The organism is Mesorhizobium sp. WSM3860 (genome assembly GCF_002294995.1).
GTDB lineage: Bacteria > Pseudomonadota > Alphaproteobacteria > Rhizobiales > Rhizobiaceae > Mesorhizobium.
In genome coordinates, this window is record NZ_NSGF01000004.1 from 65040 (window position 1) to 90937 (window position 25898).

The 25898-nt window shown below is 64.8% G+C and carries 28 protein-coding genes and 1 pseudogene; 14 read left to right on the top strand and 15 right to left on the bottom strand.

Translation table 11 applies throughout. From position 1 onward, the window contains the following. Position 1: 1 nt before the first annotated feature. The 4 genes from CK220_RS09175 to deoA are packed head-to-tail and all read left to right on the top strand — an operon-like array spanning position 2 to position 3543. Positions 2-973, top strand: coding sequence for an ABC transporter permease (locus CK220_RS09175; protein ID WP_095811237.1), 972 nt, complete (start codon positions 2-4; stop codon positions 971-973). Between the two features lie 58 nt (positions 974-1031). After that, positions 1032-1424: a cytidine deaminase gene (gene cdd / locus CK220_RS09180; protein WP_176479035.1), complete on the top strand. Its 393-nt coding sequence runs from the start codon at positions 1032-1034 to the stop codon at positions 1422-1424. Continuing rightward, positions 1421-2227 (top strand): purine-nucleoside phosphorylase, encoded by an 807-nt coding sequence (locus tag CK220_RS09185; protein ID WP_095811239.1) that lies wholly within the window; start codon positions 1421-1423, stop codon positions 2225-2227. Before cdd ends, CK220_RS09185 begins: the two co-directional genes overlap by 4 nt. Further along, positions 2227-3543 (top strand): thymidine phosphorylase, encoded by a 1317-nt coding sequence (deoA, locus tag CK220_RS09190; RefSeq protein WP_095811240.1) that lies wholly within the window; start codon positions 2227-2229, stop codon positions 3541-3543. The genes CK220_RS09185 and deoA overlap by 1 nt, the downstream gene beginning before the upstream one ends. An 8-nt stretch (positions 3544-3551) precedes the next feature. On the opposite strand, the gene CK220_RS09195 is transcribed toward deoA, so the two are convergent. The 3 genes from CK220_RS09195 to CK220_RS09205 form a co-directional block, all read right to left on the bottom strand. Beyond that, positions 3552-4118 (bottom strand): TIGR02281 family clan AA aspartic protease, encoded by a 567-nt coding sequence (locus CK220_RS09195; protein WP_095811241.1) that lies wholly within the window; start codon positions 4116-4118, stop codon positions 3552-3554. 103 nt (positions 4119-4221) lie between these two features. Continuing rightward, positions 4222-4851: a uracil phosphoribosyltransferase gene (gene upp / locus CK220_RS09200; RefSeq protein WP_095811242.1), complete on the bottom strand. Its 630-nt coding sequence runs from the start codon at positions 4849-4851 to the stop codon at positions 4222-4224. Positions 4852-5035: 184 nt separating this feature from the next. Continuing rightward, entirely contained in the window at positions 5036-6010 is a 975-nt protein-coding gene (locus CK220_RS09205; protein ID WP_095811468.1) for an adenosine deaminase, read from the bottom strand. 171 nt (positions 6011-6181) lie between these two features. Between CK220_RS09205 and ubiE the strand changes: the two genes are divergently transcribed. The 3 genes from ubiE to coaBC all read left to right on the top strand — a co-directional run bounded on the left by ubiE (position 6182) and on the right by coaBC (position 10092). Further along, entirely contained in the window at positions 6182-6958 is a 777-nt protein-coding gene (ubiE, locus tag CK220_RS09210) for a bifunctional demethylmenaquinone methyltransferase/2-methoxy-6-polyprenyl-1,4-benzoquinol methylase UbiE (RefSeq protein WP_095811243.1), read from the top strand. Between the two features lie 13 nt (positions 6959-6971). Further along, a complete protein-coding gene (gene ubiB, locus CK220_RS09215) occupies positions 6972-8546 on the top strand; it encodes a 2-polyprenylphenol 6-hydroxylase (RefSeq protein WP_095811244.1) in 1575 nt (524 codons plus the stop codon). Between the two features lie 73 nt (positions 8547-8619). Then, positions 8620-10092 carry a bifunctional phosphopantothenoylcysteine decarboxylase/phosphopantothenate--cysteine ligase CoaBC gene (gene coaBC, locus CK220_RS09220; protein ID WP_210201414.1) on the top strand — a complete coding sequence of 491 codons (1473 nt, stop codon included), beginning with the start codon at positions 8620-8622 and terminating at the stop codon, positions 10090-10092. Here coaBC and CK220_RS09225 read toward each other — a convergent pair. The 6 genes and pseudogenes from CK220_RS09225 to CK220_RS09250 all read right to left on the bottom strand — a co-directional run. After that, positions 10089-11540, bottom strand: coding sequence for an MFS transporter (locus CK220_RS09225; RefSeq protein WP_176479036.1), 1452 nt, complete (start codon positions 11538-11540; stop codon positions 10089-10091). The two genes, coaBC and CK220_RS09225, sit on opposite strands and share 4 nt — an antisense overlap. Before the next feature lie 254 nt (positions 11541-11794). Further along, positions 11795-12271, bottom strand: coding sequence for a DUF992 domain-containing protein (locus CK220_RS09230; protein WP_067002615.1), 477 nt, complete (start codon positions 12269-12271; stop codon positions 11795-11797). 191 nt (positions 12272-12462) lie between these two features. Continuing rightward, complete coding sequence (locus CK220_RS09235; RefSeq protein WP_095811245.1) at positions 12463-13314, bottom strand: tetratricopeptide repeat protein; 852 nt, start codon at positions 13312-13314, stop codon at positions 12463-12465. 136 nt (positions 13315-13450) lie between these two features. Further along, on the bottom strand, positions 13451-13714 hold the full coding sequence (gene rpsU / locus CK220_RS09240; RefSeq protein ID WP_040969057.1) for a 30S ribosomal protein S21: 264 nt from the start codon (positions 13712-13714) through the stop codon (positions 13451-13453). A 178-nt stretch (positions 13715-13892) separates the two neighbouring features. After that, positions 13893-14279 (bottom strand): SET domain-containing protein-lysine N-methyltransferase, encoded by a 387-nt coding sequence (locus CK220_RS09245; protein ID WP_095811246.1) that lies wholly within the window; start codon positions 14277-14279, stop codon positions 13893-13895. A 109-nt stretch (positions 14280-14388) separates the two neighbouring features. After that, a pseudogene (locus CK220_RS09250) lies at positions 14389-14577 on the bottom strand (SDR family oxidoreductase); the annotation flags it as partial. Positions 14578-14723: 146 nt separating this feature from the next. Between CK220_RS09250 and CK220_RS09255 the strand changes: the two are divergent. From CK220_RS09255 to CK220_RS09280, 6 genes are all read left to right on the top strand, one after another. Beyond that, entirely contained in the window at positions 14724-15977 is a 1254-nt protein-coding gene (locus CK220_RS09255; RefSeq protein ID WP_095811247.1) for a sarcosine oxidase subunit beta, read from the top strand. A gap of 8 nt (positions 15978-15985) precedes the next feature. After that, positions 15986-16396, top strand: a complete 411-nt coding sequence (locus CK220_RS09260) for a hypothetical protein (RefSeq protein WP_095811248.1) — start codon at positions 15986-15988, stop codon at positions 16394-16396. Continuing rightward, the gene (locus tag CK220_RS09265) at positions 16396-16692 is read left to right on the top strand and encodes a sarcosine oxidase subunit delta (protein WP_067325793.1); all 297 of its coding nucleotides are present in this window, start codon (positions 16396-16398) and stop codon (positions 16690-16692) included. The genes CK220_RS09260 and CK220_RS09265 overlap by 1 nt, the downstream gene beginning before the upstream one ends. Beyond that, complete coding sequence (locus CK220_RS09270) at positions 16689-19697, top strand: sarcosine oxidase subunit alpha (RefSeq protein ID WP_095811249.1); 3009 nt, start codon at positions 16689-16691, stop codon at positions 19695-19697. Before CK220_RS09265 ends, CK220_RS09270 begins: the two co-directional genes overlap by 4 nt. Beyond that, entirely contained in the window at positions 19690-20274 is a 585-nt protein-coding gene (locus tag CK220_RS09275; protein WP_095811250.1) for a sarcosine oxidase subunit gamma, read from the top strand. The genes CK220_RS09270 and CK220_RS09275 overlap by 8 nt, the downstream gene beginning before the upstream one ends. An 87-nt stretch (positions 20275-20361) precedes the next feature. Then, positions 20362-20586, top strand: coding sequence for a hypothetical protein (locus CK220_RS09280; RefSeq protein ID WP_095811251.1), 225 nt, complete (start codon positions 20362-20364; stop codon positions 20584-20586). Positions 20587-20671: 85 nt separating this feature from the next. On the opposite strand, the gene CK220_RS09285 is transcribed toward CK220_RS09280, so the two are convergent. From CK220_RS09285 to CK220_RS09310, 6 genes are all read right to left on the bottom strand, one after another. Further along, complete coding sequence (locus CK220_RS09285; protein ID WP_095811252.1) at positions 20672-20908, bottom strand: DUF680 domain-containing protein; 237 nt, start codon at positions 20906-20908, stop codon at positions 20672-20674. 169 nt (positions 20909-21077) lie between these two features. Continuing rightward, positions 21078-21722: a TetR/AcrR family transcriptional regulator gene (locus CK220_RS09290; protein WP_095811253.1), complete on the bottom strand. Its 645-nt coding sequence runs from the start codon at positions 21720-21722 to the stop codon at positions 21078-21080. A 150-nt stretch (positions 21723-21872) separates the two neighbouring features. Continuing rightward, entirely contained in the window at positions 21873-22037 is a 165-nt protein-coding gene (locus CK220_RS09295) for an SDR family oxidoreductase (protein ID WP_280952718.1), read from the bottom strand. 121 nt (positions 22038-22158) lie between these two features. Further along, positions 22159-23196, bottom strand: a complete 1038-nt coding sequence (locus tag CK220_RS09300; RefSeq protein ID WP_095811254.1) for a phosphotransferase family protein — start codon at positions 23194-23196, stop codon at positions 22159-22161. Beyond that, the gene (locus CK220_RS09305; protein WP_280952719.1) at positions 23193-23678 is read right to left on the bottom strand and encodes a MaoC family dehydratase; all 486 of its coding nucleotides are present in this window, start codon (positions 23676-23678) and stop codon (positions 23193-23195) included. The genes CK220_RS09300 and CK220_RS09305 overlap by 4 nt, the downstream gene beginning before the upstream one ends. Positions 23679-23723: 45 nt before the next feature. Then, entirely contained in the window at positions 23724-24539 is an 816-nt protein-coding gene (locus tag CK220_RS09310; protein ID WP_095811256.1) for an SDR family oxidoreductase, read from the bottom strand. Positions 24540-24653: 114 nt separating this feature from the next. Between CK220_RS09310 and CK220_RS09315 the strand changes: the two genes are divergently transcribed. Continuing rightward, complete coding sequence (locus tag CK220_RS09315; RefSeq protein WP_095811257.1) at positions 24654-25895, top strand: acyl-CoA dehydrogenase family protein; 1242 nt, start codon at positions 24654-24656, stop codon at positions 25893-25895. Positions 25896-25898 lie beyond the last annotated feature (3 nt).

The window sequence follows — 25898 nt, forward strand, 5'->3', positions numbered from 1 at the left end:
GATGGACAGTTTCAACGCGATCGTCCAGGTTCTGGATTCCACCATCCGCCTGTCGGTGCCGCTGCTGCTTGCCTGTCTTGCCGGCCTTTATTCAGAGCGGGCCGGCATCTTCGATATCGGTCTCGAAGGCAAGATGCTGGTCGGCGCCTTCGCCGGCGCTGCAGCGGCCTCGGTCTTCCATTCGGCCTTTGTCGGTCTCGGCACCGCCGTCCTGATCTCGGTCGCCTTCGCCATGGTGCACGGTTTCGCCTCGATCACGCATCGCGGCAACCAGATCGTCTCCGGCGTCGCCATCAACTTCGTCGCCGCCGGCTCGACCATCATCCTCGGCCAGGCCTGGTTCGAGCAGGGCGGCCGCACGCCGGCGCTGCAGCCGGGCGAGCGCTTCGAGGCGATCGTCTGGCCCGGCGCCGAAGCCATCCGCAACGTGCCGATCCTCGGGCCGGTCTACGCCGAGCTGATCTCCGGCCATTCGATCCTAGTCTATTTCGCCTTCGCGATGGTGCCGTTCACCTGGTGGGTGCTGTTCCGCACCCGCTTCGGTCTCAGGATGCGCGCCGTGGGGGAAAATCCGGCCGCCGTCGACACCGCCGGCATCTCAGTCGCCTGGCTGCGCTACCGCGCGCTGATCTGCACCGGCGTGCTTACCGGCGTCGCCGGCGCGTATCTCTCCATGGTCCAGAATGGCGGCTTCGTGAAGGACATGACCGCAGGCAAGGGGTATATCGCGCTTGCCGCGCTGATCTTCGCCAAATGGAAGCCGGTCAACGCCATGTTCGCCTGCCTGCTGTTCGGCTTCCTCGACGCGGCATCGATCCGCTTGCAGGGCTCGCCGCTGCCGATCATCGGCAAAGTGCCGGTGCAGTTCATGCAGGCGTTGCCCTATGTGCTCACCGTCATCCTGCTCGCCGGCTTCATCGGCAAGGCGATCCCGCCGCGCGCCGGCGGCGTGCCCTATGTCAAGGAACGGTGAGGCCCGGGCAGTCTCGGCAACCGGCAATTTGAACATGATCGTGGGAGAGAAGAAGGAAATGTCGCATGATCTGTTCGAAGCGGCGAAGACCGCGATGGCCAAGGCCTATGCGCCCTATTCCAAGTTTCCCGTAGGCGCCGCGCTGCGCACCGAGGACGGTCGCGTCTTCACCGGCGCCAATATCGAGGTGGCGTCCTATCCGGAAGGCTGGTGTGCCGAGACCACCGCGCTCGGCCACTACATCATGGGCGGCGGCGGCAAGATCACCGAGATCGCGGTGATCGCCGAGCGCATGGCCAAATGCTCGCCCTGCGGCGGCTGCCGGCAGCGGCTGGCGGAATTCTGCCGGCCGGAGACGAAGCTCTATCTCTGCGACAACACCGGCGTGGTCGAGACGGTCACCATGGGCGACATGCTGCCTTACGGCTTCAGCGGCGATATCTTGAAATGAAGGAAGCGCTGGATCATCTGGTCGAGAAACTGGACGGGCTGGCCCCGACCGCGGCGCTTGTGCTGGGCTCCGGCCTTGGTGGGCTGGTCGACCAGGTCGAGGACGCAAGGCACATCCCCTATGCCGAACTGCCGGGCTTCCCCCGCAGCGGCGTCTCCGGCCACGCCGGCGAGGTGGTGGCAGGGCATTTCGCCGGCACGCCGGTGCTGATGCTTTCCGGGCGCGCGCACTATTACGAGCACGGCAACGCCGCCGCGATGCGCCCGGCGCTCGAGGTGCTTGCCGGCATCGGCATCTCGCATCTCATCCTCACCAACGCCGCCGGCTCGGTCGATCCCGAGATGGGCCCGGGCTCGGTGATGTTGATCACCGATCACATCAACTTCTCCGGCTCCAATCCGCTTATCGGAGAGCCAAGCGACCGCCGCTTCGTCGGTCTCACCGAGGCCTATGATGCCGGCTTGCGCAAGGCGATCGAGCAGGCTGCGAAGGAGACCGGCACCGCGCTCCACCAGGGCCTCTACATGTGGTTTTCCGGACCATGTTTCGAGACGCCGGCCGAAATCCGCATGGCGCGCGTCATGGGCGCCAACGCGGTCGGCATGTCGACCGTGCCGGAAGTGATCCTCGCCCGCTTCCTCGGCCTCAAGGTCGCCGCCTGCTCTGTCATCACCAACCTGGCGGCAGGCATGACCGGGGCGGAACTCTCGCACCAGGAAACCAAGGACATGGCGCCGGTCGGCGGCGCGCGGCTGGCGGCGATCCTGCGGCGCGTCTTCGAGGAAGGTCTGCCGGAAAGCTGATGCTCCCTCAGGAAATCATTCGCCGCAAGCGTGACGGCCACAAGCTCTCGACGCCCGAGATTGCGGCTTTCATCGGGGGGATCACGGCCGGCACGCTCTCGGAAGGCCAAATCGGCGCCTTCGCGATGGCGGTGTTCCTCAAAGGCATGAGCCGCGAGGAAGCAGTGGCGCTGACGCTCGCGATGCGCGATTCCGGCGACGTGCTCGACTGGTCCGATTTGCCGGGACCGGTCACCGACAAGCATTCTACCGGCGGCGTCGGCGACAATGTCTCGCTGATGCTGGCGCCGATCGTCGCGGCCTGCGGCGCCTATGTGCCGATGATCTCCGGCCGCGGGCTTGGCCATACCGGCGGCACGCTGGACAAGATGGATGCCATTCCCGGCTACGCCAGCCAGCCGGATTTGGCGCGGTTCCGCAAGACGGTGCTCGAGACAGGCTGCGCCATCATCGGCCAGACCGCCGATTTGGCGCCCGCCGATCGCCGGCTCTACGCGATCCGCGACGTGACGGGCACAGTGGAATCGGTGCCGCTGATAACGGCTTCGATCCTGTCGAAGAAGCTTGCCGCCGGGCTCGGCTCGCTTGTGCTCGACGTCAAGGTCGGCAACGGCGCCTTCATGGAGAAGTCGCGCGACGCCGCCGCACTTGCGAACAGCCTGGTCGAGGTCGCCAATGGCGCCGGCCTGAAGGCTTCGGCACTGGTGACAGGCATGAACGAGCCGCTGGCCTCGGCAGCAGGCAATGCGGTCGAGGTGAAGAACGCGGTCGACTTTCTCACCGGCCGTTTCCGCGACCGCCGGCTGGAGGACGTTACGCTGGCGCTCGCCGCCGAGATGCTGCAATCGGCGGGAATTGTCTCGTCCAACCAGGACGGGATCAGGCGCGCCGCCGAGACGCTTGCCGGAGGCCGCGCCGCGGCGGTGTTCGCACGCATGGTGACGGCGCTCGGCGGCCCCGCCGACTTCGTCGAGAATCCGGAGAAATATCTGCCGAAAGCGGCAGTGGAATTGGCGGTCACAGCGGCCGAGGACGGCTTCGTCACCGGGATCGCGACGCGCGACATCGGGCTTGCCGTCGTTGCGCTGGGTGGCGGGCGCATCCGTCCGGACGACAAGATCGATCATACCGTCGGCATCACTCGGCTGCTGCCGGTCGGCGCGGAGGTGCATGCCGGTGAGGCGCTGGCGCTGGTCCAAGCGCGGACCGAGGCCGACGCCGAAGCTGCCGCCGCCGCGGTGCGCGCCGCCTATACGGTCGGCGCCTCGAAACCGCCCGCAGAAAAGACGGTGCTCAGGCGCATACTGCCGCTATAAGAGCGCGCCTACTGCACCAGCAGCAGCGTCCCGTCCTGGACTTCGTATTTCTGCAGCCGCTGCAGGAAGCTCATGCCGATCAGATTGGTTTGCAGGGCTCGATCGTCGAGCACCACCGCCTGGACGTTGTCGAGAGAAATCTTGCCGATCTGGAGACGGTCGACGGTGACCACCGCGGCCTTGATGGCGCCGTTCGCCGTGTTCACCTGTTGATTGAAATCCGACTGGTTGAGCGAGATGCCGATCCGACGCGCCGTCGATATGTTGATCGCGACCAGCGTCGCGCCGGTGTCGATCATCCCGTCAATCTGACGGCCGTTGAGCTTGAAGGCGGAAGTGAAATGGCCGCGCGCGTCGGCATTGACCAGCACCTGGCGGCCGAGCGGCATCGGCGTCGCCGGCCTGGCTGGAACCGAAGCGAGATTGACGTCCGGCTGAGCCTCAGGGGACGCCGCCTGCGAGGCAACCGCCGATCTCAGCAGGGCCTCCACCATCTGCGGGTTCGACTGATAGACGATCGGAATCGATGCCGAGCTTCCGACAAACACGCCAAGGAGAAGAAGCTTGCGCAGCATGGATCGACCTTCGTGAAGGTCGATCTTAAGGCCGACATGGTGTTTTCAGCTTTAACGCGCGCCGGAACCGCAGTCTTTCCTAAACAAGCGGTTAAAAAAGCGCTCACTTGGTCCCGTACATGCGGTCGCCGGCGTCGCCGAGGCCCGGCATGATGTAGCCCTTGTCGTTCAACTGGCGGTCGATCGAGGCGGTGAATATCGGGACATCCGGATGCGCCTTGTTGAAGCGCTCGATGCCTTCGGGCGCGGCCAGCAGGCAAAGGAAGCGGATGTTGGTGGCGCCGCGCCCTTTCAGCTTGTCGATCGCCGCGATCGCGGAATTGGCGGTCGCAAGCATCGGATCGACGACGATCACCAGACGGTCGGCAAGGTCGCTCGGCGCCTTGAAGAAATATTCGATCGCCTCGAGCGTCTCATGGTCGCGGTAAAGACCGATATGGGCGACGCGCGCCGCCGGCACCAGATCGAGCAGGCCTTCGAGCAGGCCATTGCCGGCACGCAGCACGGAGGCGAAGACCAGCTTCTTGCCCTCCAGCGTCGGCGCTTCCATCTCCTCGATCGGGGTCTCGATCACGGTGGTCGTCAGTTCGAGGTTGCGGGTCACCTCGTAGCCGAGAAGCAGGGAGATCTCGCGCAGCAGCCGGCGGAAGCCTGCCGTCGAGGTCTCCTTCTTGCGCATGATGGTCAGCTTGTGCTGGACAAGGGGGTGGTCGACGACGGTGACGCCCTGCATGGTCTTCTCCAGTGAACGTGAATGGTGAATGGTGAATAGTGAATAGTGAAGGGGTTTGCGAGTCCTGATGCGCCCATGTTGGCGGTTGACAGGGACGGAGCGCCGGCGAACCATTCACCATTCACCATTCACCATTCACCATTCACCATTCACCATTCACCATTCACCATTCACCATTCATCATTCATCGGCCTTTGGAGTCGAGCCGGCTGATCAGCATCGCCTTGGTCTTCTTGTCGACGAAAGCCGCCTCGATGGCCGTCCTGGTGACGGCGCTGAGCGCCTTGTCGTCCATCGCGAAATACTCGGCGGCGATGTCGTACTCGCGCTTCAGCGAGGTCCAGAAATAGGGCGGGTCGTCGGAATTGAGCGTCACCTTGCAGCCGGCCGCGCGCAGCGCCGGAAAAGGATGCGCGGCGAAACTATCGAACACCTTGAGCGCGATGTTGGAGGCTGGGCAGCATTCCAGCACCACGCCCTCGGCGGCGATGCGGCGAACGAGGTCGGGGTTCTCGATGGCGCGCACGCCATGGCCGATCCGCGACGGACGGATATGGTCGAGCGCCGCCGCCACACTTTCCCAGCCCATCAATTCTCCGGCGTGGATGGTGATGCCAAGACCGGCCTCGCGCGCGATCTCGAACGCCCGCACATAGTCCTCGAAATCGCCGATGCGCTCGTCTCCGGCGACGCCGAAGCCGGTGACCAGCGGATGGCCGCAGCGTGCCGCAAAGCGCGCCGCCTGCTCGATCGCCTCGACGCCGACGTGGCGGACGCCGGTGACGATCATGCGCCCCTCGATGCCGGTCCTCGCCTTGGCGCGGGCGATGCCTTCGCCCAACGCGTCAGTATAGGCCTTGGGCGAAAGGCCGGCCTTTTTCGCGTGATCCGGCGAGGTGAAGACCTCGGAATAGATGGCGCCGTCGCGGGCGAGGCTGGTGAGATAATGATCGGTCAGGCGGGCGTAATCCTCCTCGGTGCGGAACAGATCGGAAGCAAAATCATAGGCGGCGAGGAAAGACGTGAAATCGTGCCAGACGAAGGAGCCGTTCTGGATGTAGGGCGAAGCATCCTTGCCGTATTTGCGGGCCTGGCTGACGACGAGGTCGGGCGCCGCTGCCCCTTCGATGTGGCAGTGCAATTCGGCTTTCAAGATCATGCGGCCATCCCGTCCGGTATTCTTTTGTCGTGGCGCCGATTCCGGGTGGAAAATCATCGCAGACTCTTCCCCAACCCGTTTTGAAAGCGCGGCCGAAAACCGCGCCTTGGACAATAGCGCCCGCCCCATCGATCGGCTATGGTCCCGCCGGTTTTATGGCGGATCAAAATAATGTCAGTTGAGAGAACCACGGCCGCGGGCGGCATGGAAACCTCCTATGGTTTCAGGAAGGTGGGCGCGGGCGACAAGCAGTCGCTCGTCAACGACGTCTTCCACAAGGTGGCCAATCGATACGACCTGATGAACGATCTGATGTCGGGCGGGTTGCACCGGCTGTGGAAGGACGCAATGGTCGCCTGGCTCAACCCCCCGAAGCGGCCGGGCTGGAAGGTGCTCGACGTCGCCGGCGGCACCGGCGACATCGCCTTCCGCATCATCGAGGCCAGCCATCGCCAGGCGCATGCCACGGTGCTCGACATTAACGGCTCGATGCTCGAAGTCGGCCGCGACAGGGCCGAGAAGAAAGGCGTTTCGGAAAACACCGATTTCGTCGAGGCCAATGCCGAAGCGCTGCCGTTCGAGGACGGCACCTTCGACGCGTATACGATCGCGTTCGGCATCCGCAACGTGCCGCGCATCGATGTGGCGCTGAGCGAGGCTTTTCGTGTGCTGAAGCGCGGCGGACGCTTCCTATGCCTGGAGTTTTCCGAGGTCGACATGCCGCTGCTCGACAAGGCCTACGAGGCCTGGTCGTTCAACGCCATCCCCAAGATCGGCAGGGCGGTGACCGGCGACGGCGAGCCTTACTCCTACCTGGTCGAATCGATCCGCAAGTTCCCGAACCAGCAGAACTTCGCGGCGATGATTGGTCGGGCCGGCTTCGATCGGGTCACTTTCCGCAACTATTCGGGCGGCATCGCGGCGCTCCATTCGGGCTGGAAGCTTTGAGGCAGGGCGTCCGATGACCAGCGTTGGCGCCGGCTTTCGGCTCGCCAGGGCCGGCTGGGTGCTGGTCCGCGAGGGCGTCGTCGCGGCGCTGCCCGGCGAAGAGCTTTCCGGTATGCCGAAGCTCGGCTGGCGGCTGGCGCGCGTGCTCACCCGCCGCCGCGCCCGAAGCCATCTGCGCGGCGACCGGCTGGCGCAGGCGGTGGTGCGGCTGGGGCCATCCTATGTGAAGCTCGGCCAGTTCCTCGCCACGCGGCCCGACGTTGTCGGCAACGACATGGCGGTCGACCTTGCGCTGCTGCAGGACAAGATGCACACCTTCCCGAAGGCGGAAGCGGTCGCGGCGATCGAAGCCTCGCTCGGGCGCAGGATCGAGGATCTCTACGCAACCTTCGGCGAGCCGGTGGCGGCGGCCTCGATCGCCCAGGTGCACGGCGCCGAAGTCGTTCGCGACGGAAAGGCTTCACGGGTCGCGGTGAAGGTCATCCGCCCCGGCGTGCGCCATCGCTTCTTCCAGGATCTCGAGAGCTACTTCCTCGCCGCCCGCCTGCAGGAGAAGTACATCCCCTCCTCGCGCCGCCTGCGGCCGATCGAGGTGACCCAGACGCTGGCGCAGACCACCAAGGTCGAGATGGACATGCGGCTCGAGGCGGCCGCGTTTTCCGAACTCGCCGAAAACACCAAGGACGATCCGGGCTTCCGCGTGCCGGCGGTCGATTGGGAACGGACCGGCCGCGACGTGATCACCATGGAGTGGATCGACGGCGTCAAGATGAACGATCTGACCGGCCTTGCCGCCGCCGGTCACGACCTCAAGACGATCGCCGCCAACCTCGTCCAGTCGTTCCTCAGGCACACGCTGCGCGACGGCTTCTTCCATGCCGACATGCACCCGGGCAACCTGTTCGTCGAGCCGGACGGCACCATCGTTGCCGTCGATCTCGGCATTGCCGGCAGGCTCGGCAAGAAGGAGCGGCGTTTTCTGGCCGAGATCCTCTACGGCTTCATCGTGCGCGACTACCGGCGCGTCGCCGAGGTGCATTTCGAGGCCGGCTATGTGCCGCGCCAGCACAATGTCTCGGCCTTTGCGCAAGCGATCCGCGCCATCGGCGAGCCGATCCACGGCCAGTCCGCCGACACAATCTCGATGGCCAAGCTTCTGACACTGCTGTTCGAGGTCACCGACCTCTTCGACATGGCGACGCGGACCGAGCTGGTGCTTTTGCAAAAGACCATGGTGGTGGTCGAAGGCGTCGCCCGCACGCTCGATCCGGCCTTCAACATGTGGAAGACTTCGGAGCCGGTGGTCAGCGACTGGATCGCGGGCAATCTCGGCCCGCGCGGCGTGCTCTCCGACGCGCGGGACGCCAGCAAGGCGTTGATGTCGCTAGCGAGGCAGGCGCCGGACATTGCGGTTCGGACCGAGCGGCTGTCGCGTGAAATCGACCTGATGGCCGAGCATGGCCTGCGCTTCGACGAGGCGACCGCTCGCGCAATCGGCAAGGCCGAGGCGCGCCACACCCGCTCCGGCCGCGTAGCGCTGTGGGTAATAGCGCTGACGCTGATTTACATGGCGTGGCAGATTGTCTGACCGTCCGCCGCCTTGCTGCGGTTTGATTGCGTTGCTATCATTGCTTGCGCTAATTTGAAGCGGGTGCAATCAGATGGCCAGCATCACGATCCGCAACCTCGACGACGGGATCAAGGACCTGCTGCGCCAGCTGGCCGCCGAAAACGGCTGCTCCATGGAGGAGCAGGCACGGGTGATGATCCGGGCGGCGGTTGAGGGCCGGGCAGGGCAGGCCGACCGCATCGACCAGATCGAGAAGACGCTGCGTGCGCTGACCGGCCCCGGCCAGCCAGCATCGCCCGCCTCTGCCGGGTCAAGCCAGCGATCAATCCGGGGAACGCTTTCGGGCAAACGCATCCTGCTCGTCATCGCCGGCGGCATCGCCGCCTACAAATCGCTCGACCTGATCCGGCGCCTGCGCGAGCGCGGCGCTTCCGTCCGGGTGGTGATGACGTCGGCCGCGCAGGAATTCGTCACCACGCTGTCGGCCGGCGCGCTTTCGGCCGACCATGTCTTCACCGAGCTGTTCGACCGCAACGACGAGCACGATGTCGGCCACATAAGACTGTCGCGCGAAGCCGATCTGCTGGTCGTGGCGCCGGCCACCGCCGACCTGATGGCGAAGCTCGCCAACGGCCATGCCAATGATCTTGCCTCCACGGTGCTGCTTGCGACCGACAAGAAGGTGCTGATGGCGCCGGCGATGAATCCGAAGATGTGGTCGCATCCGGCGACGCGGCGCAACCGGGCGACCCTGCAGAAGGACGGCATTGCCTTCGTCGGACCGGCCAAGGGCGAGATGGCGGAAAGCAACGAGGCGGGCGAAGGCCGCATGGCCGAGCCGCTGGAAATCGTGGCCGCGATCGAGGCGATGCTTGACGAGAAGCCGAAGCCGCTTGCGGGCCGCAGGATCATCGTCACCTCGGGGCCGACGCATGAGCCGATCGACCCGGTGCGCTACATCGCCAACCGCTCGTCCGGCAAGCAGGGCCATGCGATCGCGGCCGCGCTGGCGAAGCTCGGCGCCGATGTCCGGCTCGTGTCCGGTCCGGTGAACATCGCCGATCCAGCCGGGGTAAAGACCACGCATATCGAAACCGCGGCCGAGATGAAGGACGCGGTCGACAGCCTTTTGCCGGCGGACGCGGCGGTTTTCGTCGCCGCCGTCGCCGACTGGCGCACTGCGAATGCCGCCGGTGAAAAGATCAAGAAGGTGGCAGGGAAGGGGCCGCCGGCGCTGCAGATGATCGAGAATCCCGACATCCTGGCCGGCGTCGGCCATCATGCGCACAGACCCGGTCTTGTCGTCGGCTTTGCCGCCGAGACGCAGGACCTCCTCGGCAACGCCGAGGCCAAGCTCAGGAAGAAGGGCGCCGATCTCATCGTCGCCAACGACGTCTCGCATGGGAGCGGCGTCGGCCCTTCCGGCGTGATGGGCGGCGACCGCAACAAGGTGCGCATCGTCTCTCGCACCGGCGTCGAGGAGTGGCCTGAGATGGGCAAGGACGAGGTGGCGACACGGCTTGCCGCATTGATTGCCGAGCGGCTGAAAGCCACAGTGGTTTAGCTGGCGGCTGCCTGCGGTCGCATTGGCGGCAGCGCGATCCGCAGCGCGGCGATGCAGCCCAGGATCCCAAGCGGCACGAAAGCCAGGAACAGCCAGCCGGCGACGCCTGCGGCCGCGTCGCGATTGAGGCCTTCCGAGAAGCCGCTGGCGTTGGCCACGATGCCGGCAAGCGCCGCGCCCACCGCGTAGCCGATGCGCTGCATGGTCGGCACGGCGGCCGAGGCGATCGTCTGTTCACCGTCGCGGGCCGAAGCGACGATGACGCGCGTCAGGAACGGCCAGCAGACGCCGAAGCCGCCGCCCTGCAGCAGGGCGCAGAGCAGGATCAGCGGGATCGAGCCCGCCGGGATGGAGTAGGCGAAGCCGGCGAGTCCGGAGGCGATCATCAGCGCGCCGACGACGATGATCAGCCTTTCGCGCTCCAGCGGCGCATTGGCGATGAGGATCGACAGGATCGACCAGGCGATGGATTCGGCGGCGATGATATAGCCGGTGGTCAGGATCGGAATGCCGTGCAGCGTGGTCAAAAGCAGCGGCCCGTAAATGGTGAAGGTGCAGGTGGCCACGGAGAAGGCCGCAACCATCGTCATGCCTGAACCAAGCGGCGTGCGCCATGAGAACAAGGGTGACGGGAACAGGCGCGAGCGCGGCCTGAGGGCATCGATGCGGATGAACAGCGCCAGGCCGATCAGCCCGAACGCCAGCAGCAGCGACGAGCGCAGCAGGGCGATGTCGATGCCGGCGGCGGCGATCAGCACGACGGCGATGGCGAGACAGGCAAGCGCCGGATAGGGAAAGGGTGGCGCCGTGCCGCTGCCCGCCTGCGGCCTCGTCGCCTCCGGCGTGTCCAGCACGATGAAGCTCGCCAGCGCCATCGCCGCGCCGCCGAACGTGAAGACGCCAAAGGCCCAGCGCCACGACAGAAACTCGGTCATGACAGCACCGAGCATCGGTCCGCTGAAGGCGGCGACGCCCCAGATCGCCGACATGATGCCGAAGAGCTGCGGCCAGATGTTGCGCGGAAAGAGACGCTCGACCGAAACGAAGGCGAGCGACACGAGCGCGCCGCCGCCAAGTCCCTCGACCAGCCGCCCGGCGAGAAAGAACGGCATGGAGGGTGCCGTGGCGCAAATCAGCGCGCCTGCCGCGTAGAGCAGGGCGGCGACCATCATGTTGGAGCGCAGCGCGACATAGCTCACCAGCCGCCCGGCCGCGGCACCAGCGACGATGGCGCCGAGCTCATAGATCGCCAGCGACCAGCCAACGAGCTGCACGCCGGCCAGCTCGCCGACCATGGCCGGCATCACCGTCGCCAACATCGTCTCGTTGGTGGCATGCAGCAGGATGCCGAGACTGACGAAGCAGAAGCGCGCCAGGTCGCCGCTTGCCCACAGCGCCCGCCAGTCCACCTTGTTGCTGGCCACCTTGCCGCCGCCTGCTGCCGTCACGTCGATCTCCCGCTTGCTTTTCCGCAACTCATCCGCATTGCGAACGAGGCTCTATTGTTTGAGCATGATCTGTTCCGAAAACCGGGTTCCACTTTTCGGGATCATGCTCCAGATCCAGTTCGGCAGGGCTTGTAGAACCTCAAGCGCAGTTGAGCTCAAGAGGCTTTTTCGGCGATATCGGCGAGCAGCGCGCTAAAAAATTCGGCCCGGAACGAGGGTCCCGGGCCATATCGATGCTGATTGATTTGAAAGTTTCACTTATAGGAGTGGACGAGGTCCAGCGAAGCCACGGCAACAGCGAGGTTGACGCCGGTCTGCGCCTGGACGCTCAGCGGCTCAAGCATGAAGGCGCCGTCGAGGCCGCCGACCAGAAGATTGGCGCCGCCGCCGGTCACGACGCTCGCCTCCGCGTTGACGCCGTAATAGCTGCCGGCGAGATCGCCCGCATCATGGTGGCGGGTGGCGGCGAGAACCGCCCAGACAAGCTGACCTTGATGCGTCCGGCCGATATCGACGCCAAGCTTGGAGATCATGCCCGTGTAGAGCTCGGCCGGACCGTGATGATAGGGGCGGAAGACGCAGGACACGCCCTTGTTGGAGGTGATGACGTAACCGGTGCCGCCGTCGATGGTGCAATCGAGCGTGCCGAGCCGGAGCGTGCCGGCGCTGACCGGAGAAGCGAGGACCGTGGCGGCAAGCGCGGCGGCGGCACAGGCAAGTGTCTTGATCATCGGAAATGTCCTTTCGCAACAAACGGCCCCGGTTTAACGGTCGAGGTGCGAGGAGCGTTCCGCCCAAAACTTGGCGCGAGCATGGCGAGCGCCAACGCATTGCCGTTGGCGGCTAACGGGCCGCCATCGGCGTGTCAGCGCCGCAATAGACCGATCGCGGGCGACGGCCCCTAGGCGGCCTCAGCTTCCGATCAGCTGGCGCCGGCCGAGGTGCGCGACAGGCCATCCTTGGCGGGCTGGTAGTTCGGGTCGAGGTGGACCGCCTCGCGGTAGGACTTGGCCGCCCTTACCTTGTCGCCGCGCCGCTCGTAGATCAGCGCCTGGTTGGCCCAGGCCTCGGCGTTCTTGCCGTCGAGCTTGATGGCCATGTTGAAATCGGCGAAGGCGTTGTCCTCGTCGTTCATGGCAAGATAGGAGAGGCCGCGGCCGTTGTAGGGCTCGGCTGCGTCCGGCGCCAGCGAGATGGCGGTCGAGAAATCCTCGATGGCGAACTTGTGTTGGCCCTGGCTCTGATAGATCAGGCCGCGATTGTGGTAGGCGCGGGCGTCGGTCGTGTCGAGCTGGATGGCCTTTTGGAAATCGTTGAAGGCGTCGTTGACGCGGCCGGCCTTCCGATAGAGATTGCCGCGGCCGATATAGGCGGCGTCGTAATTGGCGTTGATCTGGATCGAGCGGTTATAGTCGGCAAGCGCTGCCTGCTGGTTGCCGAGGAAGCGCTGGATGAGCGCCCGGTTCGAATAGGCCTGATAGAAGTTCGGATTGAGCTGGATGGCGGTGTCGAAATCCTTGAGCGCCGCCTGGTACTGGCCGCCGCGGCCATAGGCGGAGCCGCGCACATTATAGCCCTCGGGATCCTGAGGATTGCGCTGGATGACAGCCGACAGCGAGGAGATGTTCTCGGTCGAGCCTTGCGCCTTGTCGATATTGTTGAACTCCCCCGTCGGGGCCGTCTGGCATGCTGCAAGGGTCAGGCCCGAAAGCAGGGCCGCCGTCAGGGCGAAGCCGCGAAAAGCGGTTCTGCGCTCCACGGTAATTGCGTTCATCTCAGTCCTCACTGGCGCCGCGCCGTCAGGTCCGTCCCCTCTCCGAACCGGCTCGAATGCATAAACAAAAAGGTGGCGGCGATTCCGCATCGCGCCACCCTCGGTATCCTTCGAAAAGGACGAAAAATTGGCGGTATCAGCGCGGCGAACGCGATGCGCCGGCAGCACCAGCCGGAGCCGGGCGCGGGGTCATCGGCAGCAGGCCTTCGCGCTGGGCGCGCTTGCGGGCCAGCTTGCGGGCGCGGCGGACGGCTTCCGCCTTCTCGCGGGCACGCTTCTCGGACGGCTTTTCGTAGTGACCGCGCATCTTCATTTCGCGGAAAATACCTTCGCGCTGCATCTTCTTCTTCAGCGCGCGAAGCGCCTGATCAACGTTGTTGTCGCGGACGAGTACCTGCACGTGCAATCCTGTCTTCGGGTTTGAAATCTCAGGCAAGCAGCCCATAGCCGCCATGCCTCCGCAGTGACCTGCACCGCGAATTGTGCCGGCTGATAGCAGAATCAGGCCGCGCTGTCCACCGTTGATTGCAGGAAACCGCGATCGGAAGTCCGAGCGCCTTGCCTAGCCAGTCTGAGCCTTAGGCGGTCGCCAGATGCAGGCGGGCGAAATCCTCAAAGAATTCGCCATAGTCGCAGGTGATTTCCTCGCCGGCCGCGATATCCCGGGTCGCTGTGGCGCCACCATATTGCGAGAAATCCGTGTTCGGCCGCTCGGAATGGTTCATGAAGCGGCCGTTGTCGACCTCATAGACCATGAAATCCGGCTTGTCCGGGCTCGGATAGGCGTAGCGGTCGAGCAACTCCTTGAGATGCAGCGGCGCCTTCTCGTATTTCTCCATCGGGATCAGCCGGTCGAAATCGGGATCGAGCCGCCAGATGGAGGCGCCTTTCCTGACCGGCTCGGCGGCGAAAACGCCGACGCCTTCGATGGCGCTCTGGGCGACATAGGTTCTGATCAGCAGCATCGTTCCGGTCCGTTTTCGACGGGGAAACCAAATCGTCAAAACGGACCGGAATGCAAGGCCCCATCGAGCTATTCCAGCGGATGAGCATGGCTGCCGACGGTCAGATGATTCACGTCCGATTGATCGAGACCCCGCCATCGGCAAACAGCGCCGCGCCGGTGGTGAAGCTGGAGGCGTCGGAGGCAAGGTAGAGTGCCGAACGGGCGATCTCTTCCGGCTGGGCCACACGCTTCAAGGCATGCAGGTTTTCGACAAATGTCCGCGACTCCTGCGTCTTGAACGATCGGAATGCGAGTTGTCGGGCAGGCGCCGCGCCGCCGCGGCGCAAAACGGCAAGCGCCGTCGCAAACAGCGCAAGGGTGGCAGCGGCGTTTCGCTAGTGATACACCACGCGCGCCGGGGGATGCCCGGCCGAGATCCGCGATTTTTGGCGCGAGGCTGAACGTGAAGAAATACTCGGTATTCGCCATTGCCCGCGAGGCGATGCGCGGCCACAAGGGCTGGGAAGAGCAGTGGACCTCACCCGAGCCGAAGAAGGAATATGACGTCATCATCGTCGGCGCCGGCGGCCACGGCCTGGCCACCGCCTATTATCTGGCGAGCGAGCACGGCATCACCAACGTCGCGGTGCTGGAAAAGGGCTGGCTCGGCGGCGGCAACACCGGCCGCAACACCACCATCATCCGCTCCAACTATCTCTATGACGAAAGCGCCGGCATCTACGACCATGCGCTGAAGCTGTGGGACGGACTGAGCCAGGAGCTCAACTACAACGTCATGTATTCGGCGCGCGGCGTTATGATGCTCGCGCACAATGTGCATGACGTCCAGGTGTTCAAGCGCCACATTCATGCCAACCGCCTCAACGGCATCGACAATGAGTGGCTGACGCCGGAACAGGCGAAGGAGTTTTGTCCGCCGCTCAACATTTCCAAGGAGGCGCGCTATCCGGTCATGGGTGCCGCGCTGCAGCGCCGCGGCGGCACGGCGCGCCACGATGCGGTCGCCTGGGGTTATGCGCGCGGCGCCTCGGCGCGCGGCGTGCACATCATCCAGAACTGCGAGGTCACCGGTATCAAGCGCGCGGCCAACGGCGCGGTCTCCGGCGTCGAGACGACGCGCGGCTTCATCGGCGCCAAGAAGGTCGGCGTCGTCGCTGCCGGCCATTCGTCGGTCATCATGGACATGGCCGGCGTGCGCATGCCGTTGGAGAGTTATCCGCTGCAGGCGCTGGTCTCGGAGCCGGTCAAGCCGGTGGTGCCATGCGTCATCATGTCGAACACGGTGCACGCCTATATCTCGCAGTCCGACAAGGGCGAGCTGGTCATCGGCGCCGGCACCGACCAGTATATCTCCTATTCGCAAACCGGCGGCCTGCACATCCTGCAGCACACGCTCGACGCCATCTGCGAGATGTTCCCGATCTTCACGCGCATGAAGATGCTGCGCTCATGGGGCGGCATCGTCGATGTGACGCCGGACCGCTCGCCGATCCTGGCGAAGACGCCGGTCAAGGGCCTCTATGTCAATTGCGGCTGGGGCACGGGCGGCTTCAAGGCGACGCCAGGTTCGGGCAATGTCTTTGCCCACACCATCGCCAGGGATGACCCGCACCCGATCAACGCGCCCTTCACGCTCGAGCGCTTCCGCACCGGCCGTCTCATCGACGAAGCGGCGGCGGCGGCGGTAGCGCATTGACCACGGCAATGACACGCAAGACCCACACCATGCTCTTCGGACTGGGCCTCGTGGGCGTCACGCTGCTGTTCGCGCTGTTGATGGTTAGGGAGATTTTGGTTCGAGTAGTCGGGTACGAGGCCAACGGGGTCGATCCGATTATGTTGGCCATGTTTGTAACTGTCGGGGTACCTACCTTTTTCTTCGTATGGGCGTTTGCCATACCGAAGATACTCGAAAATACGTTCCTGAATGCCGGTTCCCCAAGACGCTTCTCTGGGCCGCGAACGCAAGCGGATGTCGATCGAGCCAAAGCGAATTTACGGTCAGTAGGATTGCTCGTTGAAGACCGCCCCTCCGAAGAGAATGTTGTGACCAATCATGGCAGGCATAACGGCTTTGTGCATGGTGGGCCGACCAAATCCAAGAAAGTCGATTGATGCTTCTCATCCGCTGTCCGTATTGCGAGGAAGAGCGCCCGGAACTCGAGTTCCGCAATGCCGGCGAGGCGCATATCGCGCGTCCGACCAACATTGCCGCCGAAAGCGACGACGATTTCGAGAAATTCTTCTTCATCCGCTCGAACCCGAAAGGCGTCATCTATGAGCGCTGGCGGCATATCCATGGCTGCGCCCGCTTCTTCAACGCCGTGCGCGACACCGTCACCGACAAGTTCGTCATGACCTACAAGGCCGGCGAGCCGAAGCCCGCGAAGCTGCCTGGAGCCTCGAAATGAACGCGTCGTTCCGCATCTCCGGCGCCGGGCGCCTCAACCAGGCCAAGACCGCCTCGTTCAGCTTCGACGGCAAGTCCTATCTCGGCACCGAGGGCGACACGCTGGCCTCGGCCTTGCTCGCCAACGGCGTCCATCTGGTCGGCCGATCCTTCAAATACCACCGGCCGCGCGGCTTCCTGTCGGCCGGCGCGGAAGAGCCCAACGCGCTGGTGCAGATCGTGCGCGACGATGCGCGCAAAACGCCGAACGTGCGCGCGACCGTGCAGGAGCTTTATGACGGGCTCACCGCCAATTCGCAGAATCGCTGGCCGTCGCTCGCCTTCGATGTCGGCGCGGTCAACGACATCGCCTCGCCGATGTTCTCTGCCGGATTCTACTACAAGACCTTCATGTGGCCGAAGTCGGCCTGGTTGAACTTCTATGAGCCGAAGATCCGCTCGGCGGCAGGCCTTGGCGTGTCGCCGGACCGGCCGGACCCCGACCACTATGCCGCACGTTATGCGCATTGCGACGTGCTGGTGCTGGGCGGCGGTGCGGCCGGCATTGCCGCAGCGCTAGCCGCAGCCGAAACCGGCGTGCGGGTGATCCTCGCCGACGAGCAGGCCGAATTCGGCGGCAGCCTGCGCTTCGAGAGCGGCGCGAAAATTGAAGGCGAGAACGGCTTTGACTGGGCGCAAGCCGCGATCGCGAAGCTCAAGGCGCTGGATAATGTCCGAGTGCTGTCGCGCACGACAGCTTTCGGGTACTACGCGCAGAACTTCGTCGGCCTGGTCGAGCGGGTCAGCGACCATCTCAAGAGCCCCGGCCGGGAGCTGGCGCGCGAGCGCCTGTGGCAGGTTCGCGCCAAGCGCGTCGTGCTCGCGACCGGCGCCATCGAGCGCCACATGGTGTTCGCCAACAACGACCGGCCTGGCATCATGCTGGCGTCGGCGGCGCGCGCCTACCTCAACCACTATGGCGTGGCGGTCGGCAGGAATGTCGGCATCTATACGGCAAACGACTCGGCCTATGCGGCGGCGATCGACCTGAGGAAGGCCGGCGTCAACATCGCCGCGATCGTCGACCTGCGCGACAACCCGTCCGGACCGGTGATCGACGAGGCGAGAGGCCTCGGCATCGAGATCAATTTCGGCCGCGCCGTGGTTAGCGCCGGCGGCAAGCTGCGCGTGTCCTCGATGACCGTGCAGCCGAAGAACGGCGGCGGCGAGCGCACGATCGCGGTCGACGCGATCCTAATGTCGGCCGGCTGGACGCCGTCGGTGCATCTCTTCTCGCAGTCGCGCGGCAAGGTCGCCTTCAACGAGGAGACGCGGCGCTTCGTGCCGGGAGCCTATGCGCAGGACTGCATGTCGGTCGGCGCCTGCAACGGCACTGACGGGCTGGACGCGACCATCGACGAGGCCTATGCGGCAGGTGCCCAGGCAGCAAGGGACGCCGGCGGCAAAGATTCCAGCGGCAAGATGGGCCAGGGCGCCAGGCCGAAGGTCGATGGCAGTGAGAGCTGGTCGCGCGGCATGCTGGGCGCTGCGCCCGGCGCCGGGCCGGGCACCACGGTCAAGGCCTTCGTCGATTTTCAGAACGACGTCACCGCCAAGGACATCCGCCAGGCGGTGCATGAGGGCATGCACTCGATCGAGCACGTCAAGCGCTTCACCACCAACGGCATGGCGACCGACCAAGGTAAGACGTCGAACATGCACGGGCTGGCGATCGCCGCCGAGACGCTCGGCAAGCCGATCCCGCAGGTCGGTCTCACCACGTTCCGCGCGCCCTATACGCCGGTTACCTTCGGCTCGATCGTCGGCCATGCGCGTGGCGCACTGTTCGACCCGACGCGCCGCACGGCGACGCATGGCTGGGCGGCCGCCCAAGGTGCCGTGTTCGAGGATGTCGGCCAGTGGAAGCGCGCCTGGTATTTTCCCAAGGCCGGCGAGGACATGCACGCCGCCGTCAACCGCGAATGCGTGACGGTGCGCAAAGCGGCCGGCCTGTTCGACGCCTCGACGCTCGGCAAGATCGAGGTGGTCGGGCCGGATGCGGCGAAGTTCATGGAGCTGCTTTACACCAACCCATGGGAGAAGCTGGAGCCCGGCCGCTGCCGCTACGGCATCATGCTGCGCGAGGACGGCTTCATCTATGACGACGGCGTCGTCGGCAGGCTGGCGCCGGACCGCTTCCACGTGACGACGACCACCGGCGGCGCGCCGCGAGTCATGCATCATATGGAGGACTATCTCCAGACCGAGTTCCCGCATCTCAATGTCTGGCTGACCTCGATCACCGAGCAGTGGGCGGTGATCGCGGTGCAGGGGCCGAGCGCGCGGAAAATCATCGAACCTTTGGTCGAAGGCATCGACATGTCGGACGAGGCGCTGCCGCATATGTCGGTGCGCGAGGGCAAGATCTGCGGCGTGCCGACGCGGCTGTTCCGCATGTCCTTCACCGGCGAGCGGGGCTTCGAGGTGAACGTGCCGGCCGACTATGGCGAAGCGGTGTGGGAAGCGCTGTGGGCCGAAGGCCAGAAGCATGGCGCGACCGCTTACGGCACCGAAACAATGCACGTGCTGCGCGCCGAAAAAGGCTACATCATCGTCGGCCAGGATACGGACGGCACGGTGACGCCGAACGATGCCGGGCTCGACTGGGCGGTCGGCAAGAAGAAGACCGACTTCGTCGGCATCCGCGGCATGATGCGTGCGGATCTCGTCGCCAAGAGCCGCAAGCAACTGGTCGGCCTAAAGACCAAGGATCCGAAGGTCGTGCTGGAAGAGGGTGCGCAGATCGTCGAGGATCCGAAACAGTCGATCCCGATGAAGATGATCGGCCACGTCACCTCCAGCTACTGGTCGGAGAATTGCGGGCGCTCGATCGCGCTGGCGCTTGTCGCCGGCGGCCGCGATCGCATGGGCCAGACGCTCTACGTGCCGATGCCGAACGGCACGATCGAGGTGGAGGTCACCGGCATGGTGTTCGTCGACGAGAAGGGGGAGCGCCTCAATGGCTAAGGCTGCCGCAAAGACAAAAGCCGCCGGCGCTTCAGCTTCCGTCGAGCGGCGTCCGGCACTTGCCGGCCGCGCGGTGTCGGCGCCGGGCGTCAAAGTCGAGATCCTGCCGCCGGCCGAACGCATCTCGCTGCGCGCGCCCGAAGCTTCCGTCCCCGCGCTCTCCAAGGCGCTCGGCGTGACGCTGCCGGCGACGCCGAAGAGCTCGGCGGCGAAGGGCGGACGCACCGCCTTGTGGCTCGGGCCGGAGGAATGGCTCATCATCGACGAAACCGGCAACGATCCGCTGGCCGACTGCGCCAAGATCTCGGCGCTTCACTCCGCGGTCGGCATCTCGCATCGCAATGTGGCGATCTCGGTCGCCGGGCCGGCGGCCGCTGTGACGGTCAATTCGGGCTGCCCGCAGGACCTGTCGCTCGAGGCCTTCCCGGTCGGGGCGGCTTCGCGCACGATCCTGGGCAAATCCGAGATCGTGCTGCTGCGCACCGCCGCGGATGCATTCCGGGTGGAATGCTGGCGTTCGTTCTCGGACTATATCTTCACCTTGCTATCGGAAGCGGCAAGCGACGCGGCGAACTGATCGTCAGATCGCGCTGCCCGAAGGGGCCGGCGTAGAAGGAACTATCGCCGATCCGTCCCGTTCTTGCGATTTGCGAGGGAGAAGCCGATGTCATCCAAATCCGCGCCGAAGCCGTCCAAGAAAACATCGGCGGTCCGCTCGCTCGAGCACCAACGGCATCACGAGATCGAGGAAGAAGAACTCGAGGAAGGCCTCGAGGACACGTTTCCGGCGAGTGATCCGGTTTCGATCACCGGCACCGCCATTCCCGGCGCTCCCGCCACGCCCGGGAAAGCTAAAGAGGTGCCGGGAAGGAAGCTGCGTCCGAAATAGGCGCGTGGATCGCTTCCAGTGGGGGCAAGCAAAGCCAAAACGGGCGGCCAGATGCCGCTCGTTTTCGTTCTGGATTTTCGAATTCTCAGAGCCCGGGCACGAACCACGGATTGACGTCCATGCCGAGGCGCGGGTCCTTGGTGCTCGGGGTCTTGCTGACGTCGGCCTTTTCGACCGAACCGGTCGCGGTACAGTCGAGCGTCGCGTTGGTGTTGGTCTGGGCGCAGGCAGCAGGGGCGTGCTTGGCCGGCTGGGTTGCGCCAGCGAAAGCGGCGCTCGAGAAGGCCAACACCGTGGCGAGAGCGAGGATCGTCTTTTTCATCTTCCGTCTCCAACATTTCTTCTGTACGTGTACGAAACGGCGTACATATACGGCTAACGGAAGCTGAATTCAAGAAAATTGTACACGTACGGCAGGCTTTCTGGAACGCACTAATGCGCCGCCCCCGAAAAAGCGATGGGCGTCACTCGAAACAGCCCTGCGCAGCCGGTCAGCAGTGGAGCGGTGTTTCGGTGAGCGAGGGTATGTCCTGCGCCGACAACGAGGCCAGCATGAAGTCGCACATCCGCTTCACATAGGCCTGGGGGTCGCCGAACGGATAGAAGGGAAAGGTGATCAGCAGCGAGATCGTGCCGTGGCCGACGGTCCACAGCATGGTGGCTATGGCGCGCGGATCGCCTTTGAGCTTGCCGGCTGCGACGCAGGCCTCGACCCTTCTGATCAGCACCTTCATCGCCGGGTTGCCCTCTTCCATGTCCTCGTAACTGCGGCCTTCCGGCAGCCGGGTCTTCTCGGTCATGAAGACGGTTCGGTATTCATTGGGATTGCCGAGCCCGAAGGCAGCATACTCGGTCATGACCGCTCGCAGCGCCTCTACGGGATCGTCGGAAGGATGCTCCTCGATACGGCGGGCAAGCGTTTCGAACGCGTCCTCGGCGAGCGCGAACAGGATGTCCTGCTTATCGGCAAAATACGAATAGACCGACATCGGCGCGTAGCCGACCCGCTTGGCAAGTTTGCGGATGGTAAGCCCTTCGTAGCCCTCTTCCTGGACGAGCTTGTGAGCTGCGTCGACCAGTTCGGACCGAAGCTCGGCTTTCTGTTTCTCGCGGCGTCTCTGAACGCTCAGCGGCAATTTCCGCCTGCCTCTATGGTTGGTTGCCTGACAAAGTTATATACGCTGTACGGAAACGGACAAGGGAGCGGCCTGGTTCCCCAAGGTACGCCCTAACGCTTTGTTCCTGCTTAGTTCCGGACAGGAAAGCCGCTACCCAGTTTTTCTGAACTAAATCGCGCCGATGCCGCCGTCCAGCGCCAGCGCGTGGCCTGTCATGAACGAATTGGCAGGATCGGCGAGATAAAGGATGTCGGTCACGATCTCGTCGACCTCTCCGACCCGCTTCGTCGGCACGCCGCGGGTGAGCTCGGCAAGTGCTTCGGCTTCAGAGATCGGAAAGAACCAGCCGCGCGCCCTCGGTGGCGAAGGCTTTGGCCGCGCCGCTGCCGAGGCCGCCTGTAGCACCGGTTATCAGCACCGCAGCTCCATTGAAACGGCCCATGGCCTGGCTCCCTCAACCTTTCTTGTCAATCAGCTCTAGCGCGAGCGCGGCAAGCAGCTTCACCGCCTCAGCATAGGTCTGGGCCTTTTCCGGATTGGAGGCATTGCCGTCCAGCGCGCGGCGGTAGACACCCTGGCAGATCGCCGCGAGGCGGAAGAAGGAGAAGGCGAGGAAGAAGGTCCAGTTGCTGATGCCGTCGATGCCGCGCCGGCGGCAATAGGCGGTGACATAGGCCTCCTCGGACGGCAGACCGATCGAGGCGCGGTCGACGCCGTGCAGGCCGCGAAAGCCCGACGCATGCGGCAGCCGCCATTGCATGCATTGATAGGCGAGGTCGGCAAAGGGATGGCCAAGCGTCGACAGTTCCCAGTCGAGCACGGCGATGACCTTCGGCTCGTCCTTGGCGAAAATCATATTGTCCAGCCGGTAGTCGCCATGCACCAGCGAGACCTGGCCGCCATCGGCCGGCATATGCGTCTCCAGCCAGGCAATCAGCCGATCCATGCCGGCTATGCTTTCGGTTTCGGAGGCGCGGTACTGACTTGTCCAGCGCACGAACTGGCGCTCGAAATAGCTGCCGGGCTTGCCGAAATCGCTTAAGCCCACAGCCTCGACATCGACTTGGTGCAGGGCGGCGAGGGTCGCATTCATGGCGTCGTAGATCGCGGCACGCTCGTCGTTGCCGGATGTATCCGGCAGCGACGGATCCCAGAAGATGCGCCCGTCGAGGAACTCCATGACGTAGAACATGCGGCCGATCGGCGTTACCTCGCCTGAAAGATGGAGCATGCGCGGCGCCGGCACGGAGGTCGTGCTAAGCGCCTGCATGACGCGGAATTCGCGGTCGACCTGATGCGCCGATTTCAGCAACTGCCCCGGCGGCTTGGCGCGCAGCACGTAGCGGCCGCTGGCGGCGGTCAGCAGATAGGTCGGGTTCGACTGTCCGGACTTGAACTTTTCGGCCGCGCAAAGCTTCGAAAAACCAGGCACATGCGCTTCGAGATAAGGCGCAAGCGCTGCTTGGTCGAGCGCGTTGGCGTCGCCGCTCATGCGGTCTCGGGCTGGCGCTCGATCAGCGTCAGGGTCAGCCAGCGCGCGGTGAGCGCCGGCTTCTTCGATCCTTCGATTTCGATGGTCACGTCATGCGCCGTCTGCACCCATCCGGAAGGCCGCACCTTGACGTCGGCCAGCACGAAATGGGTGCGGATGCGCGAGCCGGTCTTCACCGGCGCCAGGAAGCGCAGCGTGTCGAAGCCGTGGTTGACGCCCATCTTGGTGTTTTCGATCGGCGGCATGGTCTCGAAGGTCATGGCCGACAGCAGCGACAGCGACAGGAAGCCATGCGCGATGGTGCCGCCGAACGGCGTCTCGCGCGCGGCGCGTTCCGGATTGCAATGGATGAACTGGTGATCGTCGGTGGCGTCGGCGAACTGATCGATCATGCGCTGTGTCACCGTGCGCCATGGCGAAACGCCGACTTCCTTGCCGACGCTGGCCAGAAGCGTATCGAGACTGATCGGTTCCACGCTGATGTCCTCCGCACCCCGCCCGGATCGCGATTGCTGGAACCGGGCGTCCTATTCCTTGAACAATGTCATCCCGTGCTGCACCGACTGGCCGCCGTCGATCGGCAGGATGGCGCCGGTGACGTAGCTTCCGGCACGGCTGCACAAATAGAGCGTTGCGCCGGCAATGTCATCCGCCACGCCGATGCGGCCGAGCGGAACATGGCTGCCGACACGTTTCGCCTGCTCCTCCGTGGCGGTGGCAAAGGCCGTCATCCGGCTCTGGAAGGGACCGGGCGCAAAGGCGTTGACGGTGATGCGGCGGGCGGCGAATTCGACCGCCAGCGTGCGCGTCAGGTGATGCACCGCAGCCTTGGAGGCGGTGTAGGAATAGGCGTCGTCGGCCAGCGGCTGCGTGCCCATCACCGAGCCCAGATTGATCACGCGGGCCGGGTCATCGTCGCTTGCTGCAGCATCGAGCAGCGGCAAAAGCTCGCGCGTCAGATGGAAGACGGCGGTGACGTTGACGCCGAACACCTTGGCCCAGGCGTGGTAGGGAAACTCCGCGAGCGGCGCGCCCCAGGAAATGCCGGCATTGTTGACCAGGATGTGCAGCCGGTCCGTTCGTACCTTCACCTCGGCAACCAGCGCGGCGATGCCCGCTTCGCTGGACACATCGCCGGCAAAACCCTCGGCCCGGCCGGAGCCGCCCTGCGCGTTGAGTTCGTCGGCGACCCGCACACAATCCTCGCCCTTGCGCGAGGCAATCATCACGCAGGCGCCGGCCCGCACCAGCCCGGTCGCCACCATGCGGCCGATGCCGGTTGCGGCGCCGGTCACAAGCGCGGTCTTGCCGGCGACCGAGAACAGCTTGTCGAGATAGCTCATCCTAATTCCTCCCGCGCGCCTCGTCCCGCCCCGAACCGAAGGACTCGCGTTGACAAGGCTAGCCGAAGTACGGTCATCCTTGCCACGGATAAAGAAGCGAAAGGGCCGGAACCGATGGCGGACATGAACCTCGGCATGACCGAGCGGCTGAAGCCGATCCACCAGCGCGTGGCCGCAATGGTGCGCGACGAGATCGCGCCGCTCGGTGAGGAATTTCTCGCCGAGGTCGGCAGAACCGGTGACCGCTGGATTTACACGGCCAGGCAGACCGAAATCCTCGAAGGGCTGAAGAAGACGGCACGGGAGCGCGGGTTGTGGAACTTCTGGCTGACCGATTCAAAGCGCGGCTACGGCCTGTCGACGGTCGAATATGCCTACTTGGCGGAGGAGATGGGCAAGGCGCATCTCGGGGCCGAGACCTTCAACTGCTCGGCGCCCGATACCGGCAATATGGAAGTGCTGGAGCGCTACGGCTCGGAAGAGCACAAGCGGCAATGGCTGGAGCCGCTGCTCGAAGGGAAGATCCGCTCGGCCTATCTGATGACCGAGCCGGATGTCGCTTCCTCAGACGCCACCAACATTGCGATGCGCTGCGAGCGTCGCGGCGACGATTATGTGCTCAACGGCGAGAAATGGTGGGCGTCCGGCGCCGGCGACCCGCGCTGCGCCATCTACATCGTCTTGGTCAGGACCGGCTCGGACGAGGAGCCGCAGCATCGCCGGCATTCGATGATCCTGGTGCCGGCGCACAGCGAGGGCATCACCAAGCTCCGGCCAATGCAGGTCTATGGTGACGACGACGCGCCGCATGGCCATATGCATCTAAGGTTCGAGGATGTTCGGGTGCCGGCGACGAACCTGATCCTCGGCGAGGGCAGGGGCTTCGAGATCGCGCAAGGGCGGCTGGGCCCGGGCCGCATCCATCACTGCATGCGGGCGATCGGCCAGGCCGAGATGGCGCTGGAAATGCTGTGCCGGCGCTCCGTGCGGCGCGAGGCCTTCGGCCAATCGCTGGCAAAGCTCGGCGCCAATTTCGACATCATCGCCGAGTGCCGGATGGAGATCGAGATGGCCAGGCTGCTCTGCCTCAAGGCGGCCTGGATGATCGACCAGGGCGATGCGAAGGCGGCCGCGCCCTGGATCAGCCAGATCAAGGTCGTCGCGCCGCGCGTCGCGCTCAAGGTCACCGACGAGGCGGTGCAGATGTTCGGCGCGCAAGGCATCAGTCAGGATACGCCGCTCGCCCGCTCGTGGACGCATCTGAGAACTCTGCGATTGGCCGACGGGCCGGACGCCGTGCACCGGCGCCAGGTGGCGCGCGCCGAGCTCAGGAAATACACCCAGGAGAAGATCTGACCG

What these genes read in the sequence shown, in the direction of transcription:
- CK220_RS09205 (WP_095811468.1), bottom strand. Translation starts at nt 6,010, where the DNA reads ATGATCTTGAAAGCCGAATTGCACTGCCACATCGAAGGGGCAGCGGCG.
- CK220_RS09275 (WP_095811250.1), top strand. Translation starts at nt 19,690, where the DNA reads ATGGCTAAGGCTGCCGCAAAGACAAAAGCCGCCGGCGCTTCAGCTTCC.
- CK220_RS09270 (WP_095811249.1), top strand. Translation starts at nt 16,689, where the DNA reads ATGAACGCGTCGTTCCGCATCTCCGGCGCCGGGCGCCTCAACCAGGCC.
- CK220_RS09230 (WP_067002615.1), bottom strand. Translation starts at nt 12,271, where the DNA reads ATGATCAAGACACTTGCCTGTGCCGCCGCCGCGCTTGCCGCCACGGTC.
- coaBC (WP_210201414.1), top strand. Translation starts at nt 8,620, where the DNA reads ATGGCCAGCATCACGATCCGCAACCTCGACGACGGGATCAAGGACCTG.
- CK220_RS09310 (WP_095811256.1), bottom strand. Translation starts at nt 24,539, where the DNA reads ATGAGCTATCTCGACAAGCTGTTCTCGGTCGCCGGCAAGACCGCGCTT.
- ubiE (WP_095811243.1), top strand. Translation starts at nt 6,182, where the DNA reads ATGTCAGTTGAGAGAACCACGGCCGCGGGCGGCATGGAAACCTCCTAT.
- CK220_RS09265 (WP_067325793.1), top strand. Translation starts at nt 16,396, where the DNA reads ATGCTTCTCATCCGCTGTCCGTATTGCGAGGAAGAGCGCCCGGAACTC.
- CK220_RS09300 (WP_095811254.1), bottom strand. Translation starts at nt 23,196, where the DNA reads ATGAGCGGCGACGCCAACGCGCTCGACCAAGCAGCGCTTGCGCCTTAT.
- CK220_RS09280 (WP_095811251.1), top strand. Translation starts at nt 20,362, where the DNA reads ATGTCATCCAAATCCGCGCCGAAGCCGTCCAAGAAAACATCGGCGGTC.
- CK220_RS09175 (WP_095811237.1), top strand. Translation starts at nt 2, where the DNA reads ATGGACAGTTTCAACGCGATCGTCCAGGTTCTGGATTCCACCATCCGC.
- CK220_RS09235 (WP_095811245.1), bottom strand. Translation starts at nt 13,314, where the DNA reads ATGAACGCAATTACCGTGGAGCGCAGAACCGCTTTTCGCGGCTTCGCC.
- deoA (WP_095811240.1), top strand. Translation starts at nt 2,227, where the DNA reads ATGCTCCCTCAGGAAATCATTCGCCGCAAGCGTGACGGCCACAAGCTC.
- CK220_RS09285 (WP_095811252.1), bottom strand. Translation starts at nt 20,908, where the DNA reads ATGAAAAAGACGATCCTCGCTCTCGCCACGGTGTTGGCCTTCTCGAGC.
- CK220_RS09260 (WP_095811248.1), top strand. Translation starts at nt 15,986, where the DNA reads ATGACACGCAAGACCCACACCATGCTCTTCGGACTGGGCCTCGTGGGC.
- ubiB (WP_095811244.1), top strand. Translation starts at nt 6,972, where the DNA reads ATGACCAGCGTTGGCGCCGGCTTTCGGCTCGCCAGGGCCGGCTGGGTG.
- cdd (WP_176479035.1), top strand. Translation starts at nt 1,032, where the DNA reads ATGTCGCATGATCTGTTCGAAGCGGCGAAGACCGCGATGGCCAAGGCC.
- CK220_RS09185 (WP_095811239.1), top strand. Translation starts at nt 1,421, where the DNA reads ATGAAGGAAGCGCTGGATCATCTGGTCGAGAAACTGGACGGGCTGGCC.
- CK220_RS09315 (WP_095811257.1), top strand. Translation starts at nt 24,654, where the DNA reads ATGGCGGACATGAACCTCGGCATGACCGAGCGGCTGAAGCCGATCCAC.
- upp (WP_095811242.1), bottom strand. Translation starts at nt 4,851, where the DNA reads ATGCAGGGCGTCACCGTCGTCGACCACCCCCTTGTCCAGCACAAGCTG.
- CK220_RS09245 (WP_095811246.1), bottom strand. Translation starts at nt 14,279, where the DNA reads ATGCTGCTGATCAGAACCTATGTCGCCCAGAGCGCCATCGAAGGCGTC.
- CK220_RS09195 (WP_095811241.1), bottom strand. Translation starts at nt 4,118, where the DNA reads ATGCTGCGCAAGCTTCTTCTCCTTGGCGTGTTTGTCGGAAGCTCGGCA.